Source organism: Bartonella sp. AU18XJBT, from assembly GCF_028618595.1.
GTDB lineage: Bacteria > Pseudomonadota > Alphaproteobacteria > Rhizobiales > Rhizobiaceae > Bartonella.
Window position 1 is genome coordinate 1,274 of sequence record NZ_JAQITE010000028.1, and the last position, 20,468, is coordinate 21,741.

Here is a 20,468-nt window from a genome sequence, read left to right on the forward strand (position 1 = left end):
TCTCTAACTCAATATGAATAACGCTATATTATCATTATAAATCAATATCTTGTTACAGAGTAAAGAAATTTTTTGATAAGTCAATCGCTATGAGAAAATGGTGTTTTTGAGTGATGAAATTTTCGAATATTGTAAGTTTTTTTTCTACAGCTCTTTATCCATATTGATTGTATTGTTATTTTTGGATACGGTGCATCGTTTAATAATCTAAGCTGATGAAACTGCTTCTTTGAATTATCTACAGAGGTCCATATATTGGGGAGGCGTGTCTGTTGAGGGAGATGAGTTAGATAAAATCTGAAGGATATTTACTAAAATAGTGAAGGCGATTTTAATTTTTTCATGGGGGAGAGGGGGGCATTTTATAGTAATGCTGAGGAAAAGTAGCCTCTCAAAAATTCCTGTTGTCAAGGAATTTTGTTCTGTTATCAAAGTGATTTGATAGGCTTATATATAGATTTATACTTTGTATCTTTGCGTATACAATGAAGGTTTATGAGCAAAGTTCTCCTTTCAATGAGCAATTATTTTTCTACTTACTTAGTTTATTCAAAAGATTATCTTTCATAAAAGAAGAAATAAGTTTTTAGTATCTTAATTCTTCATTGAAGTGAACTCATCACATTGAAAAATATCTATACAAAAAATTGGAGATAAAACATCAGGTGCGTTTTATTGCTCTAAGGAGGGCTTGAACATTTTTGTTTTTTCGAGTGAAAAAACAGATAGTTATTATGGGAACATTCAAAGGGGGGATAAGTTGAAGTTAGGAGTGACGGATGGGATCATTATTGATTGACGTTAATAACGTCTCAAAAATATATCGCAACATTGACAGAGGAATTGGTTTTAAAAACAAGGTGGTTTCTCTATTCAAGCCGGTTTATACAAATCATCATGTGTTAGAAGATATGAGTTTCACCCTCTGTTCAGGACAATCATTAGCAATTCTTGGTCCTAACGGAGCGGGTAAATCGACACTGATTAAAATACTTTCTGGTATACAACATACTGATGAGGGATGTATTAAAGTCCTTGGTGTTGATCCTTATAAAGCAAAGAAAGATCTATTCAAGTCTTTGGGTGTGGTCTTTGGTCACAAGAATTGTTTGTGGTGGGATTTACCCTTACGCTACAGTCTGGATATAGTTCAACCATTATATGGTCTTGAACGCGCTTCTTTTATTCGTGATCTTAAAGAGATCACAGAGTTGCTGGGTCTTGAGCATATTATGGATAAGCCAGTGCGTATGCTCAGTCTGGGTGAGAGAGTGAAAAGTGAATTGGCATTTAATCTCTCCTTTAGACCTAAACTGTTGTTTCTCGATGAGCCAAGTATTGGTCTTGATATTACATCTAAGCTTGAAATCAGGGAGCTTCTTAAAAAACTGAAAAAGGAGCGCGGCACTGGGTATGTCATCACGAGTCATGATATGGGAGATATTGATGGATACGTCGATGATATTATTCTCTTGCATAAGGGAAAGAAACAGTTTCATGGCAATCTTCAGGCGCTTAAAAATGTCATTCCTTCTTTGGTGAGAATGACACTTTTTTGTGAACACTTGGCTGCACCTTCAACTGTTGTAGAAAAAATTGATGAGATTGCGTTGCAATTATCTACTCCTTTAAAGGATAAGCACTTTAACGCTAAAGAATGTTCGCTGCCTCGTGAGGATTTTGCGCGTTTTGTACGCGAAATTACAACCGAACTGAACTGTACGTTCTCTGTATCCACTCCCTCGCTTGAAGAGATGCTCCGTGTTAAATTTAAAGAATTTACCTAACCACTGCTTTGGCATGTTTCTTTTTGCCAAGAATGGATTACTCACTGTTCTAAGTGATAGAGCAATGTTTTTTACCGACATTATTATTGGAACACTTTCGCCATTTGTTATTCAACTTCTATTATGGAATGCACTTTTCTCTGATATGGGCAACACCATAAATGGCTTTAGCTTTCATGATATGATGTATTATTATGCTTTTGCTTTAGTCCTGGGACGCTTAAATAATGGTTATAATGTGATTAAGTTTTTCTCTCATCATGTTAAAGAAGGTCAATTAGAAGTATATCTTACAAAGCCCTTCAGTTATATGACACAAATGCTTTTTACTTTTTAGGGGAGAGTGTATTATATAGCGTTCCGTTAATGGCTCTTTTTGTTGTTAAACTTGTCTCATCCTATGAAAATATTCTGGGATTGGTCATCGCTTTTCTATTCTTTTTTCTCATTGTTATTCTATCACAATTGCTTTGTTTTTTACTCTCTTTTGGAATTGCCTTATTAAGCTTTTGGGTGATTGAGTACAATATATTACTCTCTTTCAGTATTCTCAGTTCAGCGCTTCTTGGAGGTGTTCTTTTACCACCATCTTTTTGGCCGGTGTGGCTTATTGGGCTCATGCAATTTAATCCTTATCGTTTCATGATATCAGCTCCTGCCGAGTTTTTTGCGTCGCAAAATTTAGCGTTGTTTCAGCAGTTTATTTTCGGAAGTTTTACTTATATTTTGTGTCTTTTATTCTTAATTTATATTGCTTGGAATAAAGGAATGAAAGCATATAATGGAGCGGGTGGTTGAGATGAAAATAATTCTTCATTTTATCAGCCTGAATATCCTCCGACAGATTGTTTACGGTAAGAATTTGGCTGGGGAGTTTATTCTTTCTCTATGCTATTATTTTATTCAATTCATATTTATTGATAGAATATCTTCTTTTTCAGGAAAGATCGGTAACTATAGCAGAGATGAAATTCATTTTATCTTTGTTGTCTTTGTTTTACTTGGAATATTTTTGAATATTTTTACTAATTCTATTGAAATATTTTTTGAAAAAGTAGCGGATGGTAAAATTGAGCCATACTTTATAAAGCCTGTTTCAATCTGGTTTTTGATGTTGTTTGGTTGGTGTAAACCACTTAATCTGATCAAGCTCTTTGTTATTTATGTTAGTGTCTATTTATTTGTATCATTACCGAATATATCCGATCTTAAGCTAGGATGGATCTCTTTTATTGTTGCAATATTTTGTGTTTTTATCGTCAATATTTATTTTTTCATGATGTTTAATTTTGTAACATTTATTATTAGCCGTAAGATGCCTGTCGAATATTTTCATGAAATGATTTATGAGCTGTCATTTGTACCAATAGGCATTTATCCTTTAAGCATCGTAAAATGGCTTATGTTTATGCTTCCCATGGCTTTTTCTGCTTCTTTGCCTGTTTCACTGTTATTTGGTAAAAATGAATGGAATATTGGATATCTTCTGTTGAGCGCTTTTCTTTTTATTGCCATGACTTTCATAAGTTATAAGAAAACAATTCGTAAATTTAATGGATTAGGGGGATAATATAAAAGTCAGAAAGTTATAATCGTGGAAGATAATGAACTTTATTAAAATTATTCCGCGTTTTTGTAGAAACGAATGGCTGTGCAATCGTTGAAATGTGTAATGTCGTTATGGCATTAGATTTGGTGGTTCACCAAAATTATTCCTTAGCTTACTTAATTTAGCTTTTTCAATCAAAGAGCTAAGTTGGTGCTTACGCTAATTTTTTTGCTGGGGCAGCTATTTCTTCTCAATCTATAATAATGCAAAATAATTTTATCAGAATGGCTCAATAATATATTTTTGTTTTCTGTAAATTTTAAAAATAGTTATATTGCTATATTATACAAAAAATAAAAAACATTATGTGTAACTAAAAAGCAACAATATAATATTTTTTTGTACTATACCATCTAATATCATTCATGATAATAAAGCTTAAAATTATAATAAAAACAATGAAATAACTTTATTTTAATATATTTTCACCTTTAAATTATGTAGTATAAAAACAAAAATAAAACAATTGACAAGCTTAAAATAAATATGTAACGGATATATTGTAAATGTAATATAATATAAAAACAATAATTAAAATAAAATTATTAATTATATTTTGTATTATATTTTTTATGATTAGAAGATAAATATACTTTATCGATAGATGATGTAATGTTTTCTATTTAGAGGGGGCGGTAAAGAAAATTTATTTTATTAAACATTGTAATAGGTGGTTATGATGAAAATATTTAAGCATTGTATAGTATGTGTGGTTGCAGTAGCTATTTTCTTTTCACAGATTTTAGGAGTCAATGCTGATTCTTTAAATGGCAGATTTCAAAATGCCGGTTTCATTTCTGTAATGACACAAGAAAATAGAGTTATTAAAGCTGTTGATATGATTATTAGCCAATTTGGAGAACAAGGGGCTGAGAAAAATGTCCACAAGGTCGCGGGGTTAATGGGGATGGAGGCAGCGATTTTTGGTTTAATCGCATATCTTGTATATTTCTTTACTAGAAAGCCACCGAGTCCTAGCAGAGCGACAGGTGGAGAAACATTCGATGCTCTTGCTCATAGTGCATGGGCTTTGAATTAAAAGATATTGTACTTGATGAACTTTGAATTATTTTGTTGTTGAATATTTCATATAAATGAACCGTGATATTTAATCACGGTTCATTTATATTTTACTTTGAATGATATTGATAAGTTTATCCTTAATATATTGTGTGGGGGAAGGCAATATATGGCACATTAAATTTAACTAATCAGCTATTTTAAAGGCTACTTAAATTTTTTCCTCTTAAAAATATGCATTTGAGCTAAGTTTGTGGTTGATATTTTTTTATGATGAAAACGCGAATGCGTTAATTGAGATATCCATAAACTTTGTATATCAACTCAAAAAATACAGAAGATGACAATCTTACGACTATTTGTGGGTTTCATTCTTAATGAAATGAAAAAGCATAGTGATGAGTACTACAAATGTTTGCGTAAAAGCTTTTATTGGAAGCTTTTAGTCTCTTTGTGGTTTACAATTCATTTTATCATTTTATCTTAAGCAAAGAGAATGTGGATTCATTTCTATTTCTCTATTTTATCTGAGAAGGGTGGAGTTATACAAATGTCAAAAAAAGTCATGATCGTGGAAGATAATGAGCTTAATATGAAGTTATTCCGTGATCTTGTAGAAGCGAGTGGTTATGAAACCGTTGAAACGCGTAATGGTCTTATGGCATTAGATTTGGCGCGTTCATCAATGCCATCTCTTATCCTTGTGGATATCCAGTTGCCGGAGGTCTCTGGAATAGATGTTATTAAACAATTAAAAGAAGATGAAGAACTTCGATCAATCCCCGTTGTTGCTGTAACAGCTTTTGCTATGAAGGGCGATGAGGAGCGAATTCGTGCAAGTGGATGTGAAGAATATATGTCAAAACCTATTTCTGTCCCGCATTTTATCACAATGGTAAAGCATTTCTTAGACTGAAGCTTGTTAAGTAATGATAGAAAAAGACATTGAAAAGCTTATAAGATTACTAAAGTTATCGTGCAAATATTTTTGTGCTTTAGCACGTGGATACGTCTATTAGAAAAATACAAGTTTTTAAAAATTGAGACTGAGGTTTTGAATTTTTTGATCTATTTTTTAGCTCTTGTCTAAGGAGACGGGGTTCTTTTGCATTCTTATTTTTTCTAATAGGTGTAGATTTTTCTCTACTAAAAATCTGTTTTAGCAGTAAAAAAAGCCCCGTTTTGTCCGAGGCTTTATGTATTTTACAAAAATTGAAATTAACGCTTTGAGAATTGGAAAGAACGACGTGCTTTTGCTTTACCGTATTTTTTACGTTCAACAACACGGCTATCACGGGTAAGAAAACCACCTTTTTTCAAGATTGAGCGAAGTTCTGGTTCGTAATAGGTTAGAGCTTTGGAAATGCCATGGCGCACTGCACCGGCTTGTCCGGAAAGACCACCACCTGCAACGGTTGCAATAATATCAAATTGAGTATCCCTGTTTGTTGCAACAATCGGTTGACGAAGAATCATTCTAAGAACAGGACGAGCAAAATATTTGTCAAATTCCTTATTGTTGATCGTGATTTTTCCAGAACCTGGTTTAATCCATACGCGTGCAACAGCGTCTTTACGCTTTCCTGTTGCATAAGCACGTCCTTGTGAATCAAGCTTTTGCACGTGGACAGGAGCAACATTTTCATGTGTTTCTGTAATACTTGTTACTATGCTAAGCTCAGAAAGAGAATTAATTTCAGCCATAATCAAGCAATCCTTTTATTTTTGCGGTTTAAAGCACAAATGTCAAGAGATTCAGGCTGTTGTGCTTCATGTGGATGTTGGCTTCCAGCGTAAACACGTAGATTCTTCAATTGACGGCGACCAAGGGGACCACGAGGAATCATGCGCTCTACCGCTTTTTCAATAACGCGCTCGGGAAAACGTCCCTCAAGAAGTTGACGTGCTGTACGTTGTTTGATTCCACCAATATAGCCGGTATGCCAATAATATTTTTTATCCGTATATTTTTTGCCAGTGAGAGCTATTTTATCTGCATTAATGACAATAACGTTGTCACCATCATCAACATGTGGAGTAAATGTAGCTTTATGTTTGCCACGTAAGCGGTTAGCAACAAATGTGGCAAGACGACCTAAAACAAGGTTTTCTGCGTCAATAATAACCCATTTTTTCACCACTTCAGTTGGCTTTTGTGAAAAAGTTGCCATAGAAGTATCCTTTATTAGAGCCCTTTTAATATTAAGGGAATTTTTACTGTTTTGCGTTGAAAATTGTTACCATAGCGAAATATTTAACGCATACACCTTGCTCTGATATAATGTCTTTTGATTGACGTCAAGAGAAAATAAAAACTTTATAAAACAATATGTTATGAGAAAGGTATTATAATACCTTATTAAAAGAAGTTTGTGAGCCATTTAAACTTAAAATGAATGTTGAAAAAGAGTATTTTATCTTGAACGCATGATTGTATTTTATCGTTCTTCATTATAAGATAAGCAATAATGCGGTGGTCTCGTTATTTTCTCAATGTTGAATCTTCTGCTTGTGGTCAAGCTTGGTTAGATGCCCTTGATGTTCAAGGAATAAATAATGCGCGCGCTATTTCTCAAAAATTTGGTTTTCCAGATCAGTTAGCTCGAGTACTTTCAGCAAGAGATGTGGATGAATCGGAGGCTGTTGCTTTTATTAATCCAACATTGCGTACGCTTATGCCTGATCCAGAAAGTTTTAAAGATATGCAATGTGCTGCAGAGCGTATTGTTAAGGCTCTTCTCAATCAAGAGCAGGTTGCTGTTTTTGGTGATTATGATGTTGATGGTGCTTGTTCTTCGGCACTCATAGCGCGTTTTTTTCGTTATTTTGGTATTGAAGTCAAAATTTATATTCCTGATCGTATTGTTGAAGGCTATGGTCCGAATGAACAAGCGATGAGAATGCTTGTGCAAGAAGGCGCTCGGTTAATTATCACTGTTGATTGTGGCGCAAACAGTCCAGATGCAGTAAAAGCAGCGAGGCTTGCTGGTGCTGATGTTGTGATTTTAGATCATCATCAAATGTCAGAGATTCATCAAGAAGCCGTTGCTCTTGTCAATCCTAATCGCCCTGATGATTTTTCTAAACAGGGGCATTTATGTGCAGCGGGCGTTGTTTTCGTTACGTTAGCTTGGGTTCATCATTTGCTGCGGAAAAAACAATTTCAAGGGAAGCTGCCTGATCTTTTAAGTATGCTTGATCTTGTTGCATTGGCCACCATATGTGATGTCGTTCCGTTACAGGGGGTTAATCGTGCTTTTGTGATAAAAGGGCTTCAAGTTGCTCGTTCTATGCATAATCTAGGAATGACAGCTTTAACAAAGGTTGCACGAATAGGGGAGCCGCTTAATAGTTTTCATTTAGGTTTTTTGTTAGGTCCTAGAATTAATGCAGGAGGGCGCATTGGTGATCAAGCTTTGGGGGCACGTTTGCTTAGCTGCGAGAATAAAGATGAGGCGGACAGAATAGCAGAGCAATTAGATCGGCTTAATTACGAACGCCAAGAAATGGAGAACATTCAATTAGCACAAGCGGAATCTTACATTGCTTCTCTTTATCAAGACCAAGAAATACCATTGTCACTTGTAATTTCTCATAAAGAATGGCATCCGGGAATTATTGGTATTCTTGCTTCCCGTCTCAAAGAGCGTTTTTTTTGTCCTGTTTTTGCTATTGCTTTGAAAGAAGATGGAAATGGCGTAGGGTCGGGACGCTCAATTAATGGTATAGATTTAGGAGCACTCGTTCGTGAAGCTGTTACATTAAATTTATTAGAAAAAGGAGGGGGACATAGTATGGCAGCAGGAATTACAATTCAATCAACAAAAATTGAAATCTTTCGGAAATGGCTAGAAGAAAAAGTCTTTGGAATGGTTTCTGAGTTGCGTGCAAAAAAATCTCTTAGTATAGATGGTTCTCTTTCTGCTTCTGGTGTTAATGAAACGCTGTTTGAGTTGCTTGAAAAAGCTGGTCCATTTGGGACAGGGAATGCAACGCCTGTTTTTGTTCTTCCTTCTCATCGATTGGTGAATCTATCTGAAGTTGGTAAAGGACATCTTCGCCTCATTGTATCTAATATTGAAGGAAAAAAACTACAAGGAATAGCTTTTCGTGCTGTAGGGACATCGCTTGGTGATTTTCTTTTTGAAAATATTGGTGAAATGATTCATTTAGCTGGTCACCTTAGTTTGAACTATTGGAATGGAACGATCAATCCGCAACTGCGTGTGATTGACGCAGCCGCAGTGGTTTGAAAGGGATATTTTTTACATTAGATGTCTAGATTAGAAGCAAAAGTAGAATTTTCTTGTATGAAACGAAATCGTGCTTCTGGTTTTGTTCCCATGAGACTTTCTACAGTCTTTTTCGTTTCTTGCATTTCCACGGCATCAATAGAAACACGAAGCAATGTACGTTTTTGAGGATGCATAGTCGTTTCTTTAAGTTGTTCTGCGCGCATTTCACCCAGCCCTTTAAAACGCCCGATTTCGATTTTAGCTTTTCCAGTAAATTCAGTTTTGAGCAATTCATCCTTGTGAATGTCGTCACGAGCATAAGCAACTTTTCCTCCTTGCGATATTCTATAAAGGGGAGGGACGGCAAGATATAAATGTCCCTGATGAATAAGGTCAGGCATTTCTTGAAAGAAGAAGGTAATGAGCAGTGACGCAATATGAGCACCATCAACATCAGCATCTGTCATGATGATAATACGTTCATATCTGAGATCTTTTTCACGATATTTGGAGCGTGTTCCACATCCAAGAGCAAGGATAAGATCGCTAATTGTTTGGCTAGAGTTCATTTTTTCATGTGCAGCACTGGCGACATTTAAGATTTTACCACGAAGAGGTAAAATTGCTTGGTTTGCTCTATTTCTTGCTTGTTTAGCAGATCCTCCTGCAGAATCCCCTTCAACAATGAAGAGTTCAGCACCTACAGCATGGTTCTGGCTACAATCTGCAAGTTTACCGGGCAGACGTAATTTACGGACAGCAGTTTTTCGACTTATTTCTCTATCGTGGCGCCGTTTAACACGTTCTTCAGCACGTTCAATAACCCAATCGAGAAGTTTTGTTGCTTCTTGCGGGGAATTTGCTAACCAATGATCAAAAGGATCACGGATTGCATTCTCAACGATACGCTGTGCTTCAATGGTTGCTAATCGATCTTTTGTTTGTCCAACAAATTCAGGGTTACTAATAAAGACTGAAAGTATTGCGGCTGTTGAAATCATAATATCGTCAGACGTAATAATTGCTGCGCGCTTGTTTCCTATTAACTCAGCGTAGGATTTTAATCCACGCAAAAGAGCTTGACGTAATCCTATTTCGTGTGTTCCGCCTTCTCCTGTAGGAATCGTATTGCAGTAAGATTGCACACAAGAATCACCACCATGCCAAGCGATAGCCCATTCAACGGAGCCATGGCCATTATTTTGTTGTGTTTTGCCAGAAAAAATTTCTGACGTTACTCGATATTCATCTTTTAGTGACGAGAGTAAATAGTCTTTAAGCCCATTGGGGAAATGAAAAACAGCTTTTTCAGGAATATTTTTTGTGCCTTCAAGTATGACAGGATCACAAGTCCAGCGAATTTTTACACCACCAAAAAGATAGGCTTTGGAGCATGTCATCTTATAGATTTTTTCTGGATCAAAAGCTGCTTTTTCACCAAAAATTTCACGATCAGGATGAAAACGAACGCGCGTACCACGACGATTATAAACATCTCCCAGATCTTCCAATCCAGATTGAGGAATACCGCGTGAGAAACATTGTCGGTAAAGTTTTCGTTCTCGTGCAACTTCAACTTCCATATCATCAGAAAGAGCATTGACGACAGAAATTCCTACTCCATGAAGTCCACCTGCAGTTTGATAAGCCTTTCCATCAAATTTTCCCCCTGAGTGGAGTTGTGTCATAATAACTTCAAGAGTAGATTTCTCAGGCATTTGAGGATGATTTTCGACAGGTATACCGCGTCCATTGTCTGTAACGGTTATATAACCGTTCCTATCTAATGAAACCTCAATGGAATCTGCATAACCCGCAACAGCTTCATCCATTGCGTTATCAATAATTTCGGCAAATAAATGGTGAAGCGCTTTACTGTCTGTTCCACCAATGTACATTCCAGGGCGTAAACGTACGGGCTCTAAACCCTCAAGCACTCGAATAGAGAGGGCATTATAGCCATCTTCTTGTGTATCTTTTGCGCCTTTTTTTGAAATCATCGCTTTTGATTTCATTGGAGACTGCAGAGTGTTTTCTTTTGTATTTACCCGAGATTGGGCTTTATTTAAAATACTAAAAAGATCCTTTTTGTTATCGCTCATAGCGTTTAACTATCTACCTCATAAAATAAAATATTTATTGAAATAATTTTATGCCTGTTTTTTATTTAAAAATCAATGCACTTAGGAAACATCAATTGTTGGACCGAAAATTTGTTCAAAAGCGTGTTTGAGAGCAATATCAATATCATGCATTGTTACAGGACAACCAAGATTCAGAAAGCTTGTTACACCGTGGTTTGTAATTCCACAAGGAACAATTCCTGAATAATGGGCTAAATTAGGATTAACATTGATAGAAACGCCATGAAAACTTATCCATTTGCGTACTCGAATGCCAATAGCTGCAATTTTATCTTCGGAAGAAAGATCATTTTGTGTTGATGGGCAATGAGACCGTTTAACCCAGACACCAACGCGATCCTCTCTGCGTTCGCCTTTAATATTAAAGTTTGCAAGCATCTGTATGATCCATTCTTCTAATGCACTAATAAAAGCACGAATGTCTTGTTTTCGGCGTTTAAGATCAAGCATAATATAAGCAATACGCTGCCCTGGACCGTGATATGTGAATTCTCCTCCACGTCCTGCTTCATAAACAGGGAATAAATTAGGCGCTAAAAGATCTTTTTTATTTGCACTCGTCCCCGCTGTATAAAGGGAAGGGTGTTCAAGAAGCCAAACTTGTTCATGCGCGGTTTTTGCAAGAATTTTTTCTACACGTTCTTGCATATAACGTAGAGCTTCAGGATACTCAACGAGATGATCACTTATCTTCCATTCAACGGGTGGATTTCCTAAAATTGCATTAAAATGATGTGATAAGTGATTACGATCCGTATGTTTCAATTCAAATGTCATTGGTAATATTTATCTTGATGTTTGAGTTTGTATTGTAATCAGAAAAATAAAAAAAGAATAAGACTAAGAGATAGTTTATCAGAAGTGCAATGAATTTTATTAAAAAAATCGTTATGCTCGTTTTACCATCTTCCTGTTGCTCCGCCACCACCTGATGATCCACCACCACCTCTAAATCCTCCTCCACCTCGAGGACCACCGAACCTTCCACCAGGATATCTGCCACCGGCACTTAAGTTTAAAAACCAAGGTGTGAAGATGATACCCAGCCAGAGATACTTTTGTGGACCCACTTTTTTACCAAAAATCATTGCAAGAATAGGCAAACCAATAACTATAAAGAGAATGAGAAACGTGATTGTATTTATAATCATTTCTTCTTTTTCAGCTTGTTTACGTTGTTCTTCAACAGCTTTAGCTTTTTGATTGATTCGAAAAGAAAAATCAGCATCACTTTGTGTGATCACTTTGATAATTGCATGAACGGATTCGACAATTCCTTTTTGATAATTTCCTTCACGAAAATTAGGAATCATGAAGCTATTAATAATGACAGAGGAAATGGCATCTGTTAGTTCTCCTTCCAGACCGTAGCCTACCTCAATACGTGCTTTGCGTTCATTGGGTGCAATGACGATTAATATGCCGTTATTGATTTGTTTTTGACCTAATCTCCATGTACGAAAAAGAGAATTGCTGTATGTTTCTATATCATTGCTCGAAAGAGTAGGGAGCGTCACAAGAACAATTTGATCTCCTGTTTTCTCTTCGAGTGTAGCGAGCTTTTCCGTTAAATTTCTTTGTGTTGCATGATCAAGTAAATGAGCCATATCATTGATATAGCCGGTTAAGGGAGGAAATTTAGTGTGTGCGTAAGTGACATTCCCCAATGCAATGATCAAATATAGAATACTCAAAGGGACCCATAAACGTAGAAAAGTACGACGTTTTATAGAGTGTTGACATATTTTCATTAATTAAAATTAACCTTTGGTGTTTGTTGGCTATCAGTATCGATGGTAAAAGTAGGCATAGGTTTTGCATCACGAAACCATAATTTTGCCCAAATCATCGTCGGCATTGTTTTGAGTGCAGTATTGTAGGCACGTACTGTTTCAATATAATCGCGGCGCGCAACGGAAATACGGTTTTCTGTTCCTTCTAATTGTGATTGAAGAGCAAGAAAGTTCTGGTTTGCTTTAAGATCCGGATAGTTTTCGACAACAGCCATAAGCCGCGAAAGTGCACTTGATAAATTGGCTTGATTTTTGAGATATTGCTGCATAACTTCCGGATTATTCAACATATCTGCATTAATGTTGACTTGCGTTGCTTTGGCACGTGCCTCAATTACATTTGTGAAAACGCTTTGTTCATGGGCAGCGTAAGCTTTAACTGTTTCTACAAGATTGGGAATGAGATCTGTACGACGTTGATATTGATTGAGCACTTCACTCCATGCTGCATGTGCTTTTTCTTCATTTGTTGGTATTGTATTAAATCCGCACCCACTTAAAAATGGCACTAACCATGCCAAAAAAATCACGATTGAAAATTGTTTTAATATTTTAAACATTGAAATTGAAGAAGTTTGTACATTTAACATAAAGATGTCTCCACAGATATTTTATGTATTATATAGGGTTTATCTTCTTGCTGGAAAGTATTTTGAATTTTATAAAAAGGCATATTTATCAATAAATCGACATCTCTCTGCGTTTTAGGCACGCTTAAGTGACTTGTTGATATTAAAATAATAACGGTAATATAGATGTCATCTTATAAAAGATCAATAATATTCATATCAATTATTATTACAGAAAAATATATTATTTTCGGAGTATTTTTTGTGTTTCACAACGTGTAGATAACAATTGAAAATGGGAAAAATGTAAGCATCAATCTTATGGAAAGATAGAAGGTAAGGGCAAGTTCTTATTTTCCCTCCTTTAGAAGTTATGCTTAATATATTGGACAAAAAAGGGCTTTTTAATTATATACGGTAGTAATTGTGAAGGAGGGGAAAATCCTGTGATAGAAAGTGTTCAACGGCAAAGTAAAAAGTTTGATGGATTGGCTAATGATTATGATCGTTATCGTCCTCGCTATCCCCTCACTTTATTTAAAACTATGCTCCATCCTTTTAAGAACAAAAAGCATTTGTCTATTGTGGATGTGGGGGCTGGGACAGGTATCGCATTAGAGGGAATTGTTAAATTTTTAGGAAATGAGCACCAATATCATGCTATCGATGTATCGGCAGATATGATTAAGCAGGGGCGAAAAAAATTTCCTACGGTGCAGTGGTATCAGGTCCGTGCCGAAGACCTATTGCCTCAAATCGGCGAGGTTGATCTTGTCATTGCAGCACAAGCGTTTCAGTGGATGGATCGTCCTAAGTTGCTTTGTTCTGTTTCAGATCAACTTCGGGTCAATGGTGTCATGGCGGTTATTCAAAATAATCGCGATTTCAAGCATAGCGAATTTCTAGAGGCTTATGAGACATTGTTAGAGAAAATGAGTCCGAACTATTCTCAGTATTATCGTAATTTTGATTTTTTACAGGAAATAAGTGATGGCTTTGGGGTAGATCCAGAAAAGATTTTTTTTCATACGCACAATTGGACGATGATGATCCCATCTGAAGCTTTTATTGGAATGAGCCGCTCTTCAACGCAAGCGCAACGCGCTATTGCCCGCTATGGGGAAGAATATTTACGCCAATTGGTTGCATTGACAAAGAAATATAAAGTACAAGGTAATTTGGAGCTTTTGTATCGAAGTGAGCTCTATATGTATGCAGGATAATTTGATATCGATGATTGCTTTTGCTCTTTTAGCACATCAGAATAGGCGGTATTCAGGAAATTAACGCATTATTAAAGCAGATTTTGAGGGGGATAGTTTTTTCTTCTTCATCATTCAAATTGACATCTTATTACATCTGATTTTCATTGTTCACTTAATATGAAAGAGTTTTAAATAGAAAACTTATGCACTGCATTATAGCATCGAAGCGCTTCTTTACTGCAGTTTAACAACAGATTATTTTATAAAATGGGAAGAGGTGGATTGAATAGAAATATTTGATAATTCTTTATTTTTATGATTTTTTTATTATTAAATGAGAGTGTTTTTAATAAATTTTGACGAAAATAACTGAAAAAATACAAAAAATGATCATAATCAGAAATTTATCGTAAAAAAGGTAATGGCTTGGAAGAACCTTTAAAAACAACTCATTTTGAAATTATCTCTAAATTCAGATTCAATATAACAAAAAAGTAAAATATAAATATGTCATATGAAGCATTTCTCTTTTTAAAAGATATAATATAAAAACAATGTGTTAATTAAATTTTTTGATATAAGAAAACTTCTTTTATTTTCTATTTTAAATAACGGGTTAGGTCGAGTCTTATGTGGTTTTATTGAAGATGTGCTTTTCAATGTTCAATCTGGCGTTTTAAATACAATTTTAGAAGTGGCAAATAAGCTTAATTTCTTTTCTGTTGTGATGCGTTGAATAAGTTTTTTAATTTTCTATAGAGCTTAATTTTTGCAATTATGATAGATTGTGACAGCTATCTATTTAAGATTTTTATAAGTTTAGTAGGAATAGCTTAATGATAAATCCATAGCGCTCCTCTCGTATTTACGCTTCATAACAGAATAAGCCTGCACTATAACATACTTTGTCATCTCCCAATGTTGCGACAGCTCTTGACACTTGAGACGGTGCATAAGAGGGGGATAGTCCTTTTTTGTACAGCTTTATCCATAGATCAATCTCGCTTATGACGTGCAAGCGAATGGTTTTGATTGTTTCAACATACACAGATTTGGAATGAGAGAATCTTAAGATATTCGACTCTCTCATTTAATATGAATAATTCTAGATTATGATTATAAATTAATGCCTTATCTATTTTTAAATCCATGACTTTGGTTGTACTTGTCAATATTTCATTTTCATTTATCGTCAACTATTCTACTTTTGGATAATGACTCCATTGTAAGGAATGCCTTTAAGAAAGCGTTTTTGTTTTAAAGAGTCGTTATAGTTTTTTTGTTTTATAGAAGGATCAATAATGCTAAACATTATACTTTGATTAAAAAAGAAAGTAAATTATGACTATTATACTAAAACCGAGCGAGGTGACGCTTAGTGAACTTGAAGCTATTTATTTTAATGGTGAAGTGAGTAAACTTCATAATGACACGCATTTAGCTATAGAAAAAGGGGCACAGCGCATTGCTGAAATTGCTGCTGGAAGTGAGCCTGTGTACGGTATTAATACTGGTTTTGGGAAGTTGGCTTCCATTAAAATTAATACGGACGATGTTACTGTTTTACAGAGAAATCTTATTTTGTCCCACTGTTGTGGGGTAGGAGAGCCTTTAGCTGAAAATATCGTACGTTTGATAATGAGCTTAAAGCTTATCTCTTTAGGAAGAGGGGCTTCTGGGGTTCGTCTAGAATTGGTAAATTTGCTGGAAAATATGCTTGCAAAGGGCGTCATTCCTGTCATCCCTGAAAAAGGGTCTGTTGGTGCTTCAGGTGATCTAGCTCCACTTGCTCACATGGCGGCTGTTATGATGGGAGAAGGGGAAGCTTTTTTTCAAAATATTCGTATGAGTGGAGCGGTTGCATTAGAGAAAGCAGGATTGTCCCCTATTATTTTAGAGGCAAAGGAAGGTCTAGCTCTTATTAATGGGACTCAAACATCAACAGCTCTTGCACTTGCCGGTCTTTTTCGGGCTTATCGGGCATTGTGTGGTGGATTGCTGGCAGGGGCTTTGACGACAGATGCCATTATGGGATCAACAGCACCATTTCATCCTGATATCCATATTTTACGAGGACATTATGGGCAGATTGCTGTATCGAAAACATTAGAAAAGCTTGTAGAGGATTCAGAAATTCGTGCAGCACATTTACGGGGTGATGAGCGTGTACAAGATCCTTATTGTATACGTTGTCAGCCACAGGTCATGGGGGCATGTTTTGATATTTTGCTAGCAGCAGCAAAAACACTGATTATTGAAGCAAATGCTGTTACAGATAATCCATTGATTTTAAGGAATGGTGAAGTTGTATCAGGTGGAAATTTTCATGCTGAACCTGTAGCATTTGCTGCTGATCAGATTGCTCTTGCTTTATGTGAAATAGGATCTATTTCTCAACGACGTATTGCTCTTATGGTTGATCCAGCAGTTTCTTATGGACTTCCAGCTTTCTTAGCGCATAATGCGGGTCTTAATTCAGGTTTTATGATTGCTGAAGTAACAGCAGCAGCTTTAATGTCTGAAAATAAGCAAATGGCCTATCCTGCTTCCGTTGATTCAACACCAACTTCAGCCAATCAAGAAGATCATGTTTCAATGGCTTGCCATGGAGCTCGTCGGTTATTGGTAATGAGCGAAAATCTTTTTACACTTATTGGCATTGAAACGCTTGTTGCAGCACAAGGAATTGAATATCGTGCACCTTTAAAAACAAGTACTTTTTTGCAATCTGTTATGGAATGTTTACGCAAAAAGGTTGCTTCTCTTAAGGAAGATCGTTATCTGGCTCCAGATCTTCATCAAGCACATATACTTGTGCGTGAAGGGCACTTATTATCTGTTTTACCAGAAACAATTTTTCCTTCACTAGAACCTAAATAATATTTATTTTTGAGTTTAAAAGAGAAGGAGAGATCTAATTATGAGGTTTCTTTATACAAAAATTAGAGAGATGATGAATATATCTTTATAATAATTAATAAATATTTTTCCATTTATGGGCTGTTATGTATTGTGTTTATGCGTGATTATCTCTTTAATGCGCTTATCTTATGATATAATCTAGTTTAGATGAATTTATGAATGAGCGTATTATATTTATTATTACTCATTAAAATTAATATTTTTATTGAGTAATTCTCTTTTTAAAAGATGGTTTATAATTTTTATACTTTTTAAATCCTGAAAAGGGAAAATAAATGTCTAAAAATCGTCTATTATGTATTTTAATGACAATTATTGTTTGTTTTTCGCAAATTGTGGAGGCTTACGCGAATTTTTGGAGAGGTAGCTTTTCAGAGGATGTTTTCATTATGATAGTGGACCAAGAAAAAAAGCCTTTTATTTCAGCGAAAAACAAAGATTTTATTGCTATCTCGGGGAAAACTCCCAGAGATAAGGAGAATGCTATCATCGGACCAACGGTCAAAGATGCTATTTTTACCGTATATTTTTTTTCATTGGAAAGCTTGTCGTTAAGTCAGTTGGAGTCCTTAAAAGATGGGTTTTAGATACACTTTCTCATACTTTTGAAAACTGGCGAGATTCACGTTATCATTGATGAAGCTATATCAATTGATTTTAAAAATGAGTGCATGTGGTGTTGAATACAATTTATGATGATGTGACAAGCTAAAAAATGTAGAGAGTTTATACGGTATTAATAGAAAGTTTAACGCATGTTTCTCTTGAATATGATGAATGGAAACATATGCTCTTCATGAAAAACAGTGTTGTTTTTGCATTCACGGACTTGTTTTAAGGAAATATCTCCTCAATACTTAAGCTTATATTTCAGAGTTGTGTAAGTATTCAGTATAATATAAAAAACAATAAAACCAATATGTTGAGTGCAATTTTTTTTATAAGAATCCACACTTTTATGCATGATTCATTTGACCATTTTTTATATAAGATTGCTATGTATAAATAGACTATAAAAGCAAATCATGAAGAAAAAACAACTTCAAAATGTCCTTCAAGCGTTTTAACTTCTTTTGGATTAACAATAATCTTGATATCGTTTTCCAATTTTGCAAACACTCAAGCATTTTCATTTCACTAATTCCTCGAAATTCTCCACTTAAGAGTTTAGACAATTTGGGTTGAGTCATTTTCAAAAGTTGACTAACCTGTTTTTGTGTTAAGTTCTTTTCTTTAAGAATTTGACTAATCTTATGAGCAAGTTGTGCTTTGATAAGCATCTCTCTAGAATCTGAAAAGCCAAGATCCGCATAAACATTGGAACTACCGTGAAAAACATTGATCATTTTAATTCCCTTCTAATTGTTCTGCTAACTTGAGACATTCTTTGATCAGATTAATGTCTGGTTTTGGTGTTGCAATGCCACGGGTCGATTTTTTCTGAAAACAATGCAACACATAAAGAGATTTTTTATATTGTATCGTATAAACAGCGCGATAAGTTTCTTGAATATCGCGTTCAATAATTTCTAAAACATTGGCAGATCCAAACCCCTTGAGAACCTTAACATTTTCTCCTTTATCTCCTATCTGAGCAAGATAAAGAGCATAACCAATCCTTTATTGAATAAGATCAGGAAGACTTTTTATATTTTTGAGTGAAGAACCAAGCCATATGATATATTTTATTTTACTCATGATCATTAATATATCCATATGGATATATTTTTAGGTGGTTATTTTAATTTTGTGATTTTTTAATAACTATTATTAATAAAATTAACTTAATAAAAATGGGAATAAAAAATATTGGGGTAGTTCTTTAAAAAATGGAGTTAAGGTTCAAAACCGTTGTAACATCATAAAGGCATGGGATTTTACTCAATTTTGAGTCAAAAGCGACAATGTTTGAAGAAGGTTCTATCCTAAAGAAACGAGCTCGAATTTGAGCTGGTTAATTTTACTAGCCAAATATAGAGCGACTCATTTGCAAAGACGTTACGTTTGAGAGCACAATGAAAAGATACTTATGAAAACCTCTCTAAGTAAATGGTTAAACGTTTTAGAATTAATGTTTTATAAGCTTATTATTCTTTCATTTGCTTAAGAGCATTTTCTCTTTTGAGTAAACCTAGGCTATAGATTTAATAACAGAGCAAATCTTAAAGCCTTACATTTTTAAAAACCGCTGCTTTTATCTTATGAAAGATTGTTTTGAAAACTAACGTTCGTAAATGTAAAAAACGGGTTTTATTACAGATATTCACTTAATATGCATTTGCTTTTGATTGTATTGATAAAGCTCCCAAGTGTTTTGATAGGTTTTGATTTTAGATAATGCGTTATTTGAATTCACTTAGCTCGATTTTGAGCTTAGTATTTTGAAACGCTTTTAAATGATGGAGTTGTTTTCCATAGAACTCTTCATCATCCATGGACGCTAGAACGGCATTAGATACGTCAGCCTTCTTCTTCAACTTGTCGGTAAAGATCTTAGGGGTTGCTGTCATGTACAGACGTTTTTTCCCTAGAATAATACTGTTATCGTGAACCTTGATAAACTCAGATTCACTCTTGTCTGTTCCTAACACAGCTCCAGTGGTACGGTGTGCTTCATCACAAATGATCAGATCAAATTCCGGTAAAGCATATTTCTTTTGCGCATCCGAAATCACTTGTATCGAATGGTAGGTAGCAAAGACCACTGTCATTGCATCAAGAGAACTCTTATTGGCTTTCTCTCCAAGCTTTTGGGAATCTGTTGTTGCTGGTAGAGCGAGATCAGAGGCATCCAGATCAGCCTCATCATCATTTTTATTCTTACGGCGTTTTCCCACTTGTGTATCGGAACACACGGCAAAGGAACGCAAGGGCACTTCTGTATCAAGGGTCCATTCACGGATTGTTTGTGACATCAAAGCAAGGGAAGGCACCAAAAACAACACACGCTTGCCTTTTCCTGCTATGGTTTCTGCTATCTTAAGGCTTGTAAAAGTCTTGCCCGTACCACATGCCATAATCAGCTTGCCACGGTCTGTTTCTTGCAAACCTTCACAGACAGCTTTCAGTGCTTCTTTTTGATGATCTAAAAGCTTTTTTTTAGGTTGCTCTTTAAGGGTCGCCTCACCTTTTTCTTTATATGCCCCCCAATCGATTTGACTGTTCTCTAAATCAAAAAGGTTTA

General features: G+C 35.2%; 18 protein-coding genes and 1 pseudogene. 10 read left to right on the forward strand and 9 right to left on the reverse strand.

From position 1 onward, the window contains the following. Positions 1-779: 779 nt before the first annotated feature. From PVV60_RS07575 to PVV60_RS07600, 6 genes are all read left to right on the forward strand, one after another. On the forward strand, positions 780-1,787 hold the full coding sequence (locus PVV60_RS07575) for an ATP-binding cassette domain-containing protein (protein ID WP_273724073.1): 1,008 nt from the start codon (positions 780-782) through the stop codon (positions 1,785-1,787). Then, the gene (locus tag PVV60_RS10785) at positions 1,762-2,124 is read left to right on the forward strand and encodes an ABC-2 family transporter protein (RefSeq protein WP_273724074.1); all 363 of its coding nucleotides are present in this window, start codon (positions 1,762-1,764) and stop codon (positions 2,122-2,124) included. Before PVV60_RS07575 ends, PVV60_RS10785 begins: the two co-directional genes overlap by 26 nt. A 29-nt stretch (positions 2,125-2,153) precedes the next feature. After that, the gene (locus PVV60_RS07585; protein WP_273724075.1) at positions 2,154-2,585 is read left to right on the forward strand and encodes a hypothetical protein; all 432 of its coding nucleotides are present in this window, start codon (positions 2,154-2,156) and stop codon (positions 2,583-2,585) included. Further along, positions 2,569-3,357, forward strand: coding sequence for an ABC-2 family transporter protein (locus PVV60_RS07590; RefSeq protein ID WP_273724076.1), 789 nt, complete (start codon positions 2,569-2,571; stop codon positions 3,355-3,357). Before PVV60_RS07585 ends, PVV60_RS07590 begins: the two co-directional genes overlap by 17 nt. Positions 3,358-4,075: 718 nt before the next feature. Continuing rightward, complete coding sequence (locus PVV60_RS07595; protein ID WP_273724077.1) at positions 4,076-4,435, forward strand: hypothetical protein; 360 nt, start codon at positions 4,076-4,078, stop codon at positions 4,433-4,435. Positions 4,436-4,966: 531 nt separating this feature from the next. Next, complete coding sequence (locus tag PVV60_RS07600) at positions 4,967-5,332, forward strand: response regulator (RefSeq protein WP_273724078.1); 366 nt, start codon at positions 4,967-4,969, stop codon at positions 5,330-5,332. Between the two features lie 302 nt (positions 5,333-5,634). Here PVV60_RS07600 and rpsI read toward each other — a convergent pair whose 3' ends face one another. Together rpsI and rplM are read right to left on the reverse strand one after the other, a co-directional pair. Continuing rightward, complete coding sequence (gene rpsI, locus PVV60_RS07605; protein ID WP_273724079.1) at positions 5,635-6,120, reverse strand: 30S ribosomal protein S9; 486 nt, start codon at positions 6,118-6,120, stop codon at positions 5,635-5,637. Positions 6,121-6,122: 2 nt separating this feature from the next. After that, entirely contained in the window at positions 6,123-6,587 is a 465-nt protein-coding gene (rplM, locus tag PVV60_RS07610) for a 50S ribosomal protein L13 (protein ID WP_273724080.1), read from the reverse strand. A gap of 297 nt (positions 6,588-6,884) precedes the next feature. On the opposite strand from rplM, the gene recJ reads away from it, so the two are divergent. Then, positions 6,885-8,669 (forward strand): single-stranded-DNA-specific exonuclease RecJ, encoded by a 1,785-nt coding sequence (gene recJ, locus PVV60_RS07615; protein ID WP_273724081.1) that lies wholly within the window; start codon positions 6,885-6,887, stop codon positions 8,667-8,669. 17 nt (positions 8,670-8,686) lie between these two features. On the opposite strand, the gene parE is transcribed toward recJ, so the two are convergent. From parE to PVV60_RS07635, 4 genes are all read right to left on the reverse strand, one after another. Continuing rightward, positions 8,687-10,753, reverse strand: a complete 2,067-nt coding sequence (gene parE / locus PVV60_RS07620) for a DNA topoisomerase IV subunit B (RefSeq protein ID WP_273724082.1) — start codon at positions 10,751-10,753, stop codon at positions 8,687-8,689. Positions 10,754-10,834: 81 nt separating this feature from the next. Then, positions 10,835-11,572: a lipoyl(octanoyl) transferase LipB gene (lipB, locus tag PVV60_RS07625; RefSeq protein ID WP_273724083.1), complete on the reverse strand. Its 738-nt coding sequence runs from the start codon at positions 11,570-11,572 to the stop codon at positions 10,835-10,837. 122 nt (positions 11,573-11,694) lie between these two features. Next, positions 11,695-12,546: a YgcG family protein gene (locus PVV60_RS07630; protein WP_273724084.1), complete on the reverse strand. Its 852-nt coding sequence runs from the start codon at positions 12,544-12,546 to the stop codon at positions 11,695-11,697. Beyond that, positions 12,546-13,178 carry a LemA family protein gene (locus PVV60_RS07635; protein ID WP_273724085.1) on the reverse strand — a complete coding sequence of 211 codons (633 nt, stop codon included), beginning with the start codon at positions 13,176-13,178 and terminating at the stop codon, positions 12,546-12,548. The genes PVV60_RS07630 and PVV60_RS07635 overlap by 1 nt, the downstream gene beginning before the upstream one ends. Before the next feature lie 425 nt (positions 13,179-13,603). On the opposite strand from PVV60_RS07635, the gene PVV60_RS07640 reads away from it, so the two are divergent. The 3 genes from PVV60_RS07640 to PVV60_RS07650 all read left to right on the forward strand — a co-directional run bounded on the left by PVV60_RS07640 (position 13,604) and on the right by PVV60_RS07650 (position 17,871). Further along, positions 13,604-14,380 (forward strand): class I SAM-dependent methyltransferase, encoded by a 777-nt coding sequence (locus tag PVV60_RS07640; RefSeq protein ID WP_273724086.1) that lies wholly within the window; start codon positions 13,604-13,606, stop codon positions 14,378-14,380. Between the two features lie 1,323 nt (positions 14,381-15,703). After that, positions 15,704-17,242, forward strand: a complete 1,539-nt coding sequence (gene hutH / locus PVV60_RS07645; RefSeq protein WP_273724087.1) for a histidine ammonia-lyase — start codon at positions 15,704-15,706, stop codon at positions 17,240-17,242. Between the two features lie 317 nt (positions 17,243-17,559). Further along, on the forward strand, positions 17,560-17,871 hold the full coding sequence (locus PVV60_RS07650; protein ID WP_273724088.1) for a hypothetical protein: 312 nt from the start codon (positions 17,560-17,562) through the stop codon (positions 17,869-17,871). 423 nt (positions 17,872-18,294) lie between these two features. Here PVV60_RS07650 and PVV60_RS07655 read toward each other — a convergent pair whose 3' ends face one another. The 3 genes and pseudogenes from PVV60_RS07655 to PVV60_RS07665 form a co-directional block, all read right to left on the reverse strand. Then, entirely contained in the window at positions 18,295-18,630 is a 336-nt protein-coding gene (locus tag PVV60_RS07655; RefSeq protein WP_273724089.1) for a helix-turn-helix domain-containing protein, read from the reverse strand. A 1-nt stretch (position 18,631) separates the two neighbouring features. Further along, a complete protein-coding gene (locus tag PVV60_RS07660; protein ID WP_342752791.1) occupies positions 18,632-18,901 on the reverse strand; it encodes a type II toxin-antitoxin system RelE/ParE family toxin in 270 nt (89 codons plus the stop codon). Between the two features lie 782 nt (positions 18,902-19,683). After that, a pseudogene (locus PVV60_RS07665) lies at positions 19,684-20,468 on the reverse strand (DEAD/DEAH box helicase family protein); the annotation flags it as partial.

Coding starts and splice junctions, on each gene's coding strand:
- PVV60_RS07595 (WP_273724077.1), top strand. CDS start 4,076: ATGAAAATATTTAAGCATTGTATAGTATGTGTGGTTGCAGTAGCTATT.
- PVV60_RS07590 (WP_273724076.1), top strand. CDS start 2,569: ATGGAGCGGGTGGTTGAGATGAAAATAATTCTTCATTTTATCAGCCTG.
- rpsI (WP_273724079.1), bottom strand. CDS start 6,120: ATGGCTGAAATTAATTCTCTTTCTGAGCTTAGCATAGTAACAAGTATT.
- hutH (WP_273724087.1), top strand. CDS start 15,704: ATGACTATTATACTAAAACCGAGCGAGGTGACGCTTAGTGAACTTGAA.
- PVV60_RS07635 (WP_273724085.1), bottom strand. CDS start 13,178: ATGTTAAATGTACAAACTTCTTCAATTTCAATGTTTAAAATATTAAAA.
- PVV60_RS07655 (WP_273724089.1), bottom strand. CDS start 18,630: ATGATCAATGTTTTTCACGGTAGTTCCAATGTTTATGCGGATCTTGGC.
- PVV60_RS07630 (WP_273724084.1), bottom strand. CDS start 12,546: ATGAAAATATGTCAACACTCTATAAAACGTCGTACTTTTCTACGTTTA.
- PVV60_RS07585 (WP_273724075.1), top strand. CDS start 2,154: ATGGCTCTTTTTGTTGTTAAACTTGTCTCATCCTATGAAAATATTCTG.
- PVV60_RS07650 (WP_273724088.1), top strand. CDS start 17,560: ATGTCTAAAAATCGTCTATTATGTATTTTAATGACAATTATTGTTTGT.
- recJ (WP_273724081.1), top strand. CDS start 6,885: ATGCGGTGGTCTCGTTATTTTCTCAATGTTGAATCTTCTGCTTGTGGT.
- parE (WP_273724082.1), bottom strand. CDS start 10,753: ATGAGCGATAACAAAAAGGATCTTTTTAGTATTTTAAATAAAGCCCAA.
- PVV60_RS07600 (WP_273724078.1), top strand. CDS start 4,967: ATGTCAAAAAAAGTCATGATCGTGGAAGATAATGAGCTTAATATGAAG.
- lipB (WP_273724083.1), bottom strand. CDS start 11,572: ATGACATTTGAATTGAAACATACGGATCGTAATCACTTATCACATCAT.
- PVV60_RS07575 (WP_273724073.1), top strand. CDS start 780: ATGGGATCATTATTGATTGACGTTAATAACGTCTCAAAAATATATCGC.
- rplM (WP_273724080.1), bottom strand. CDS start 6,587: ATGGCAACTTTTTCACAAAAGCCAACTGAAGTGGTGAAAAAATGGGTT.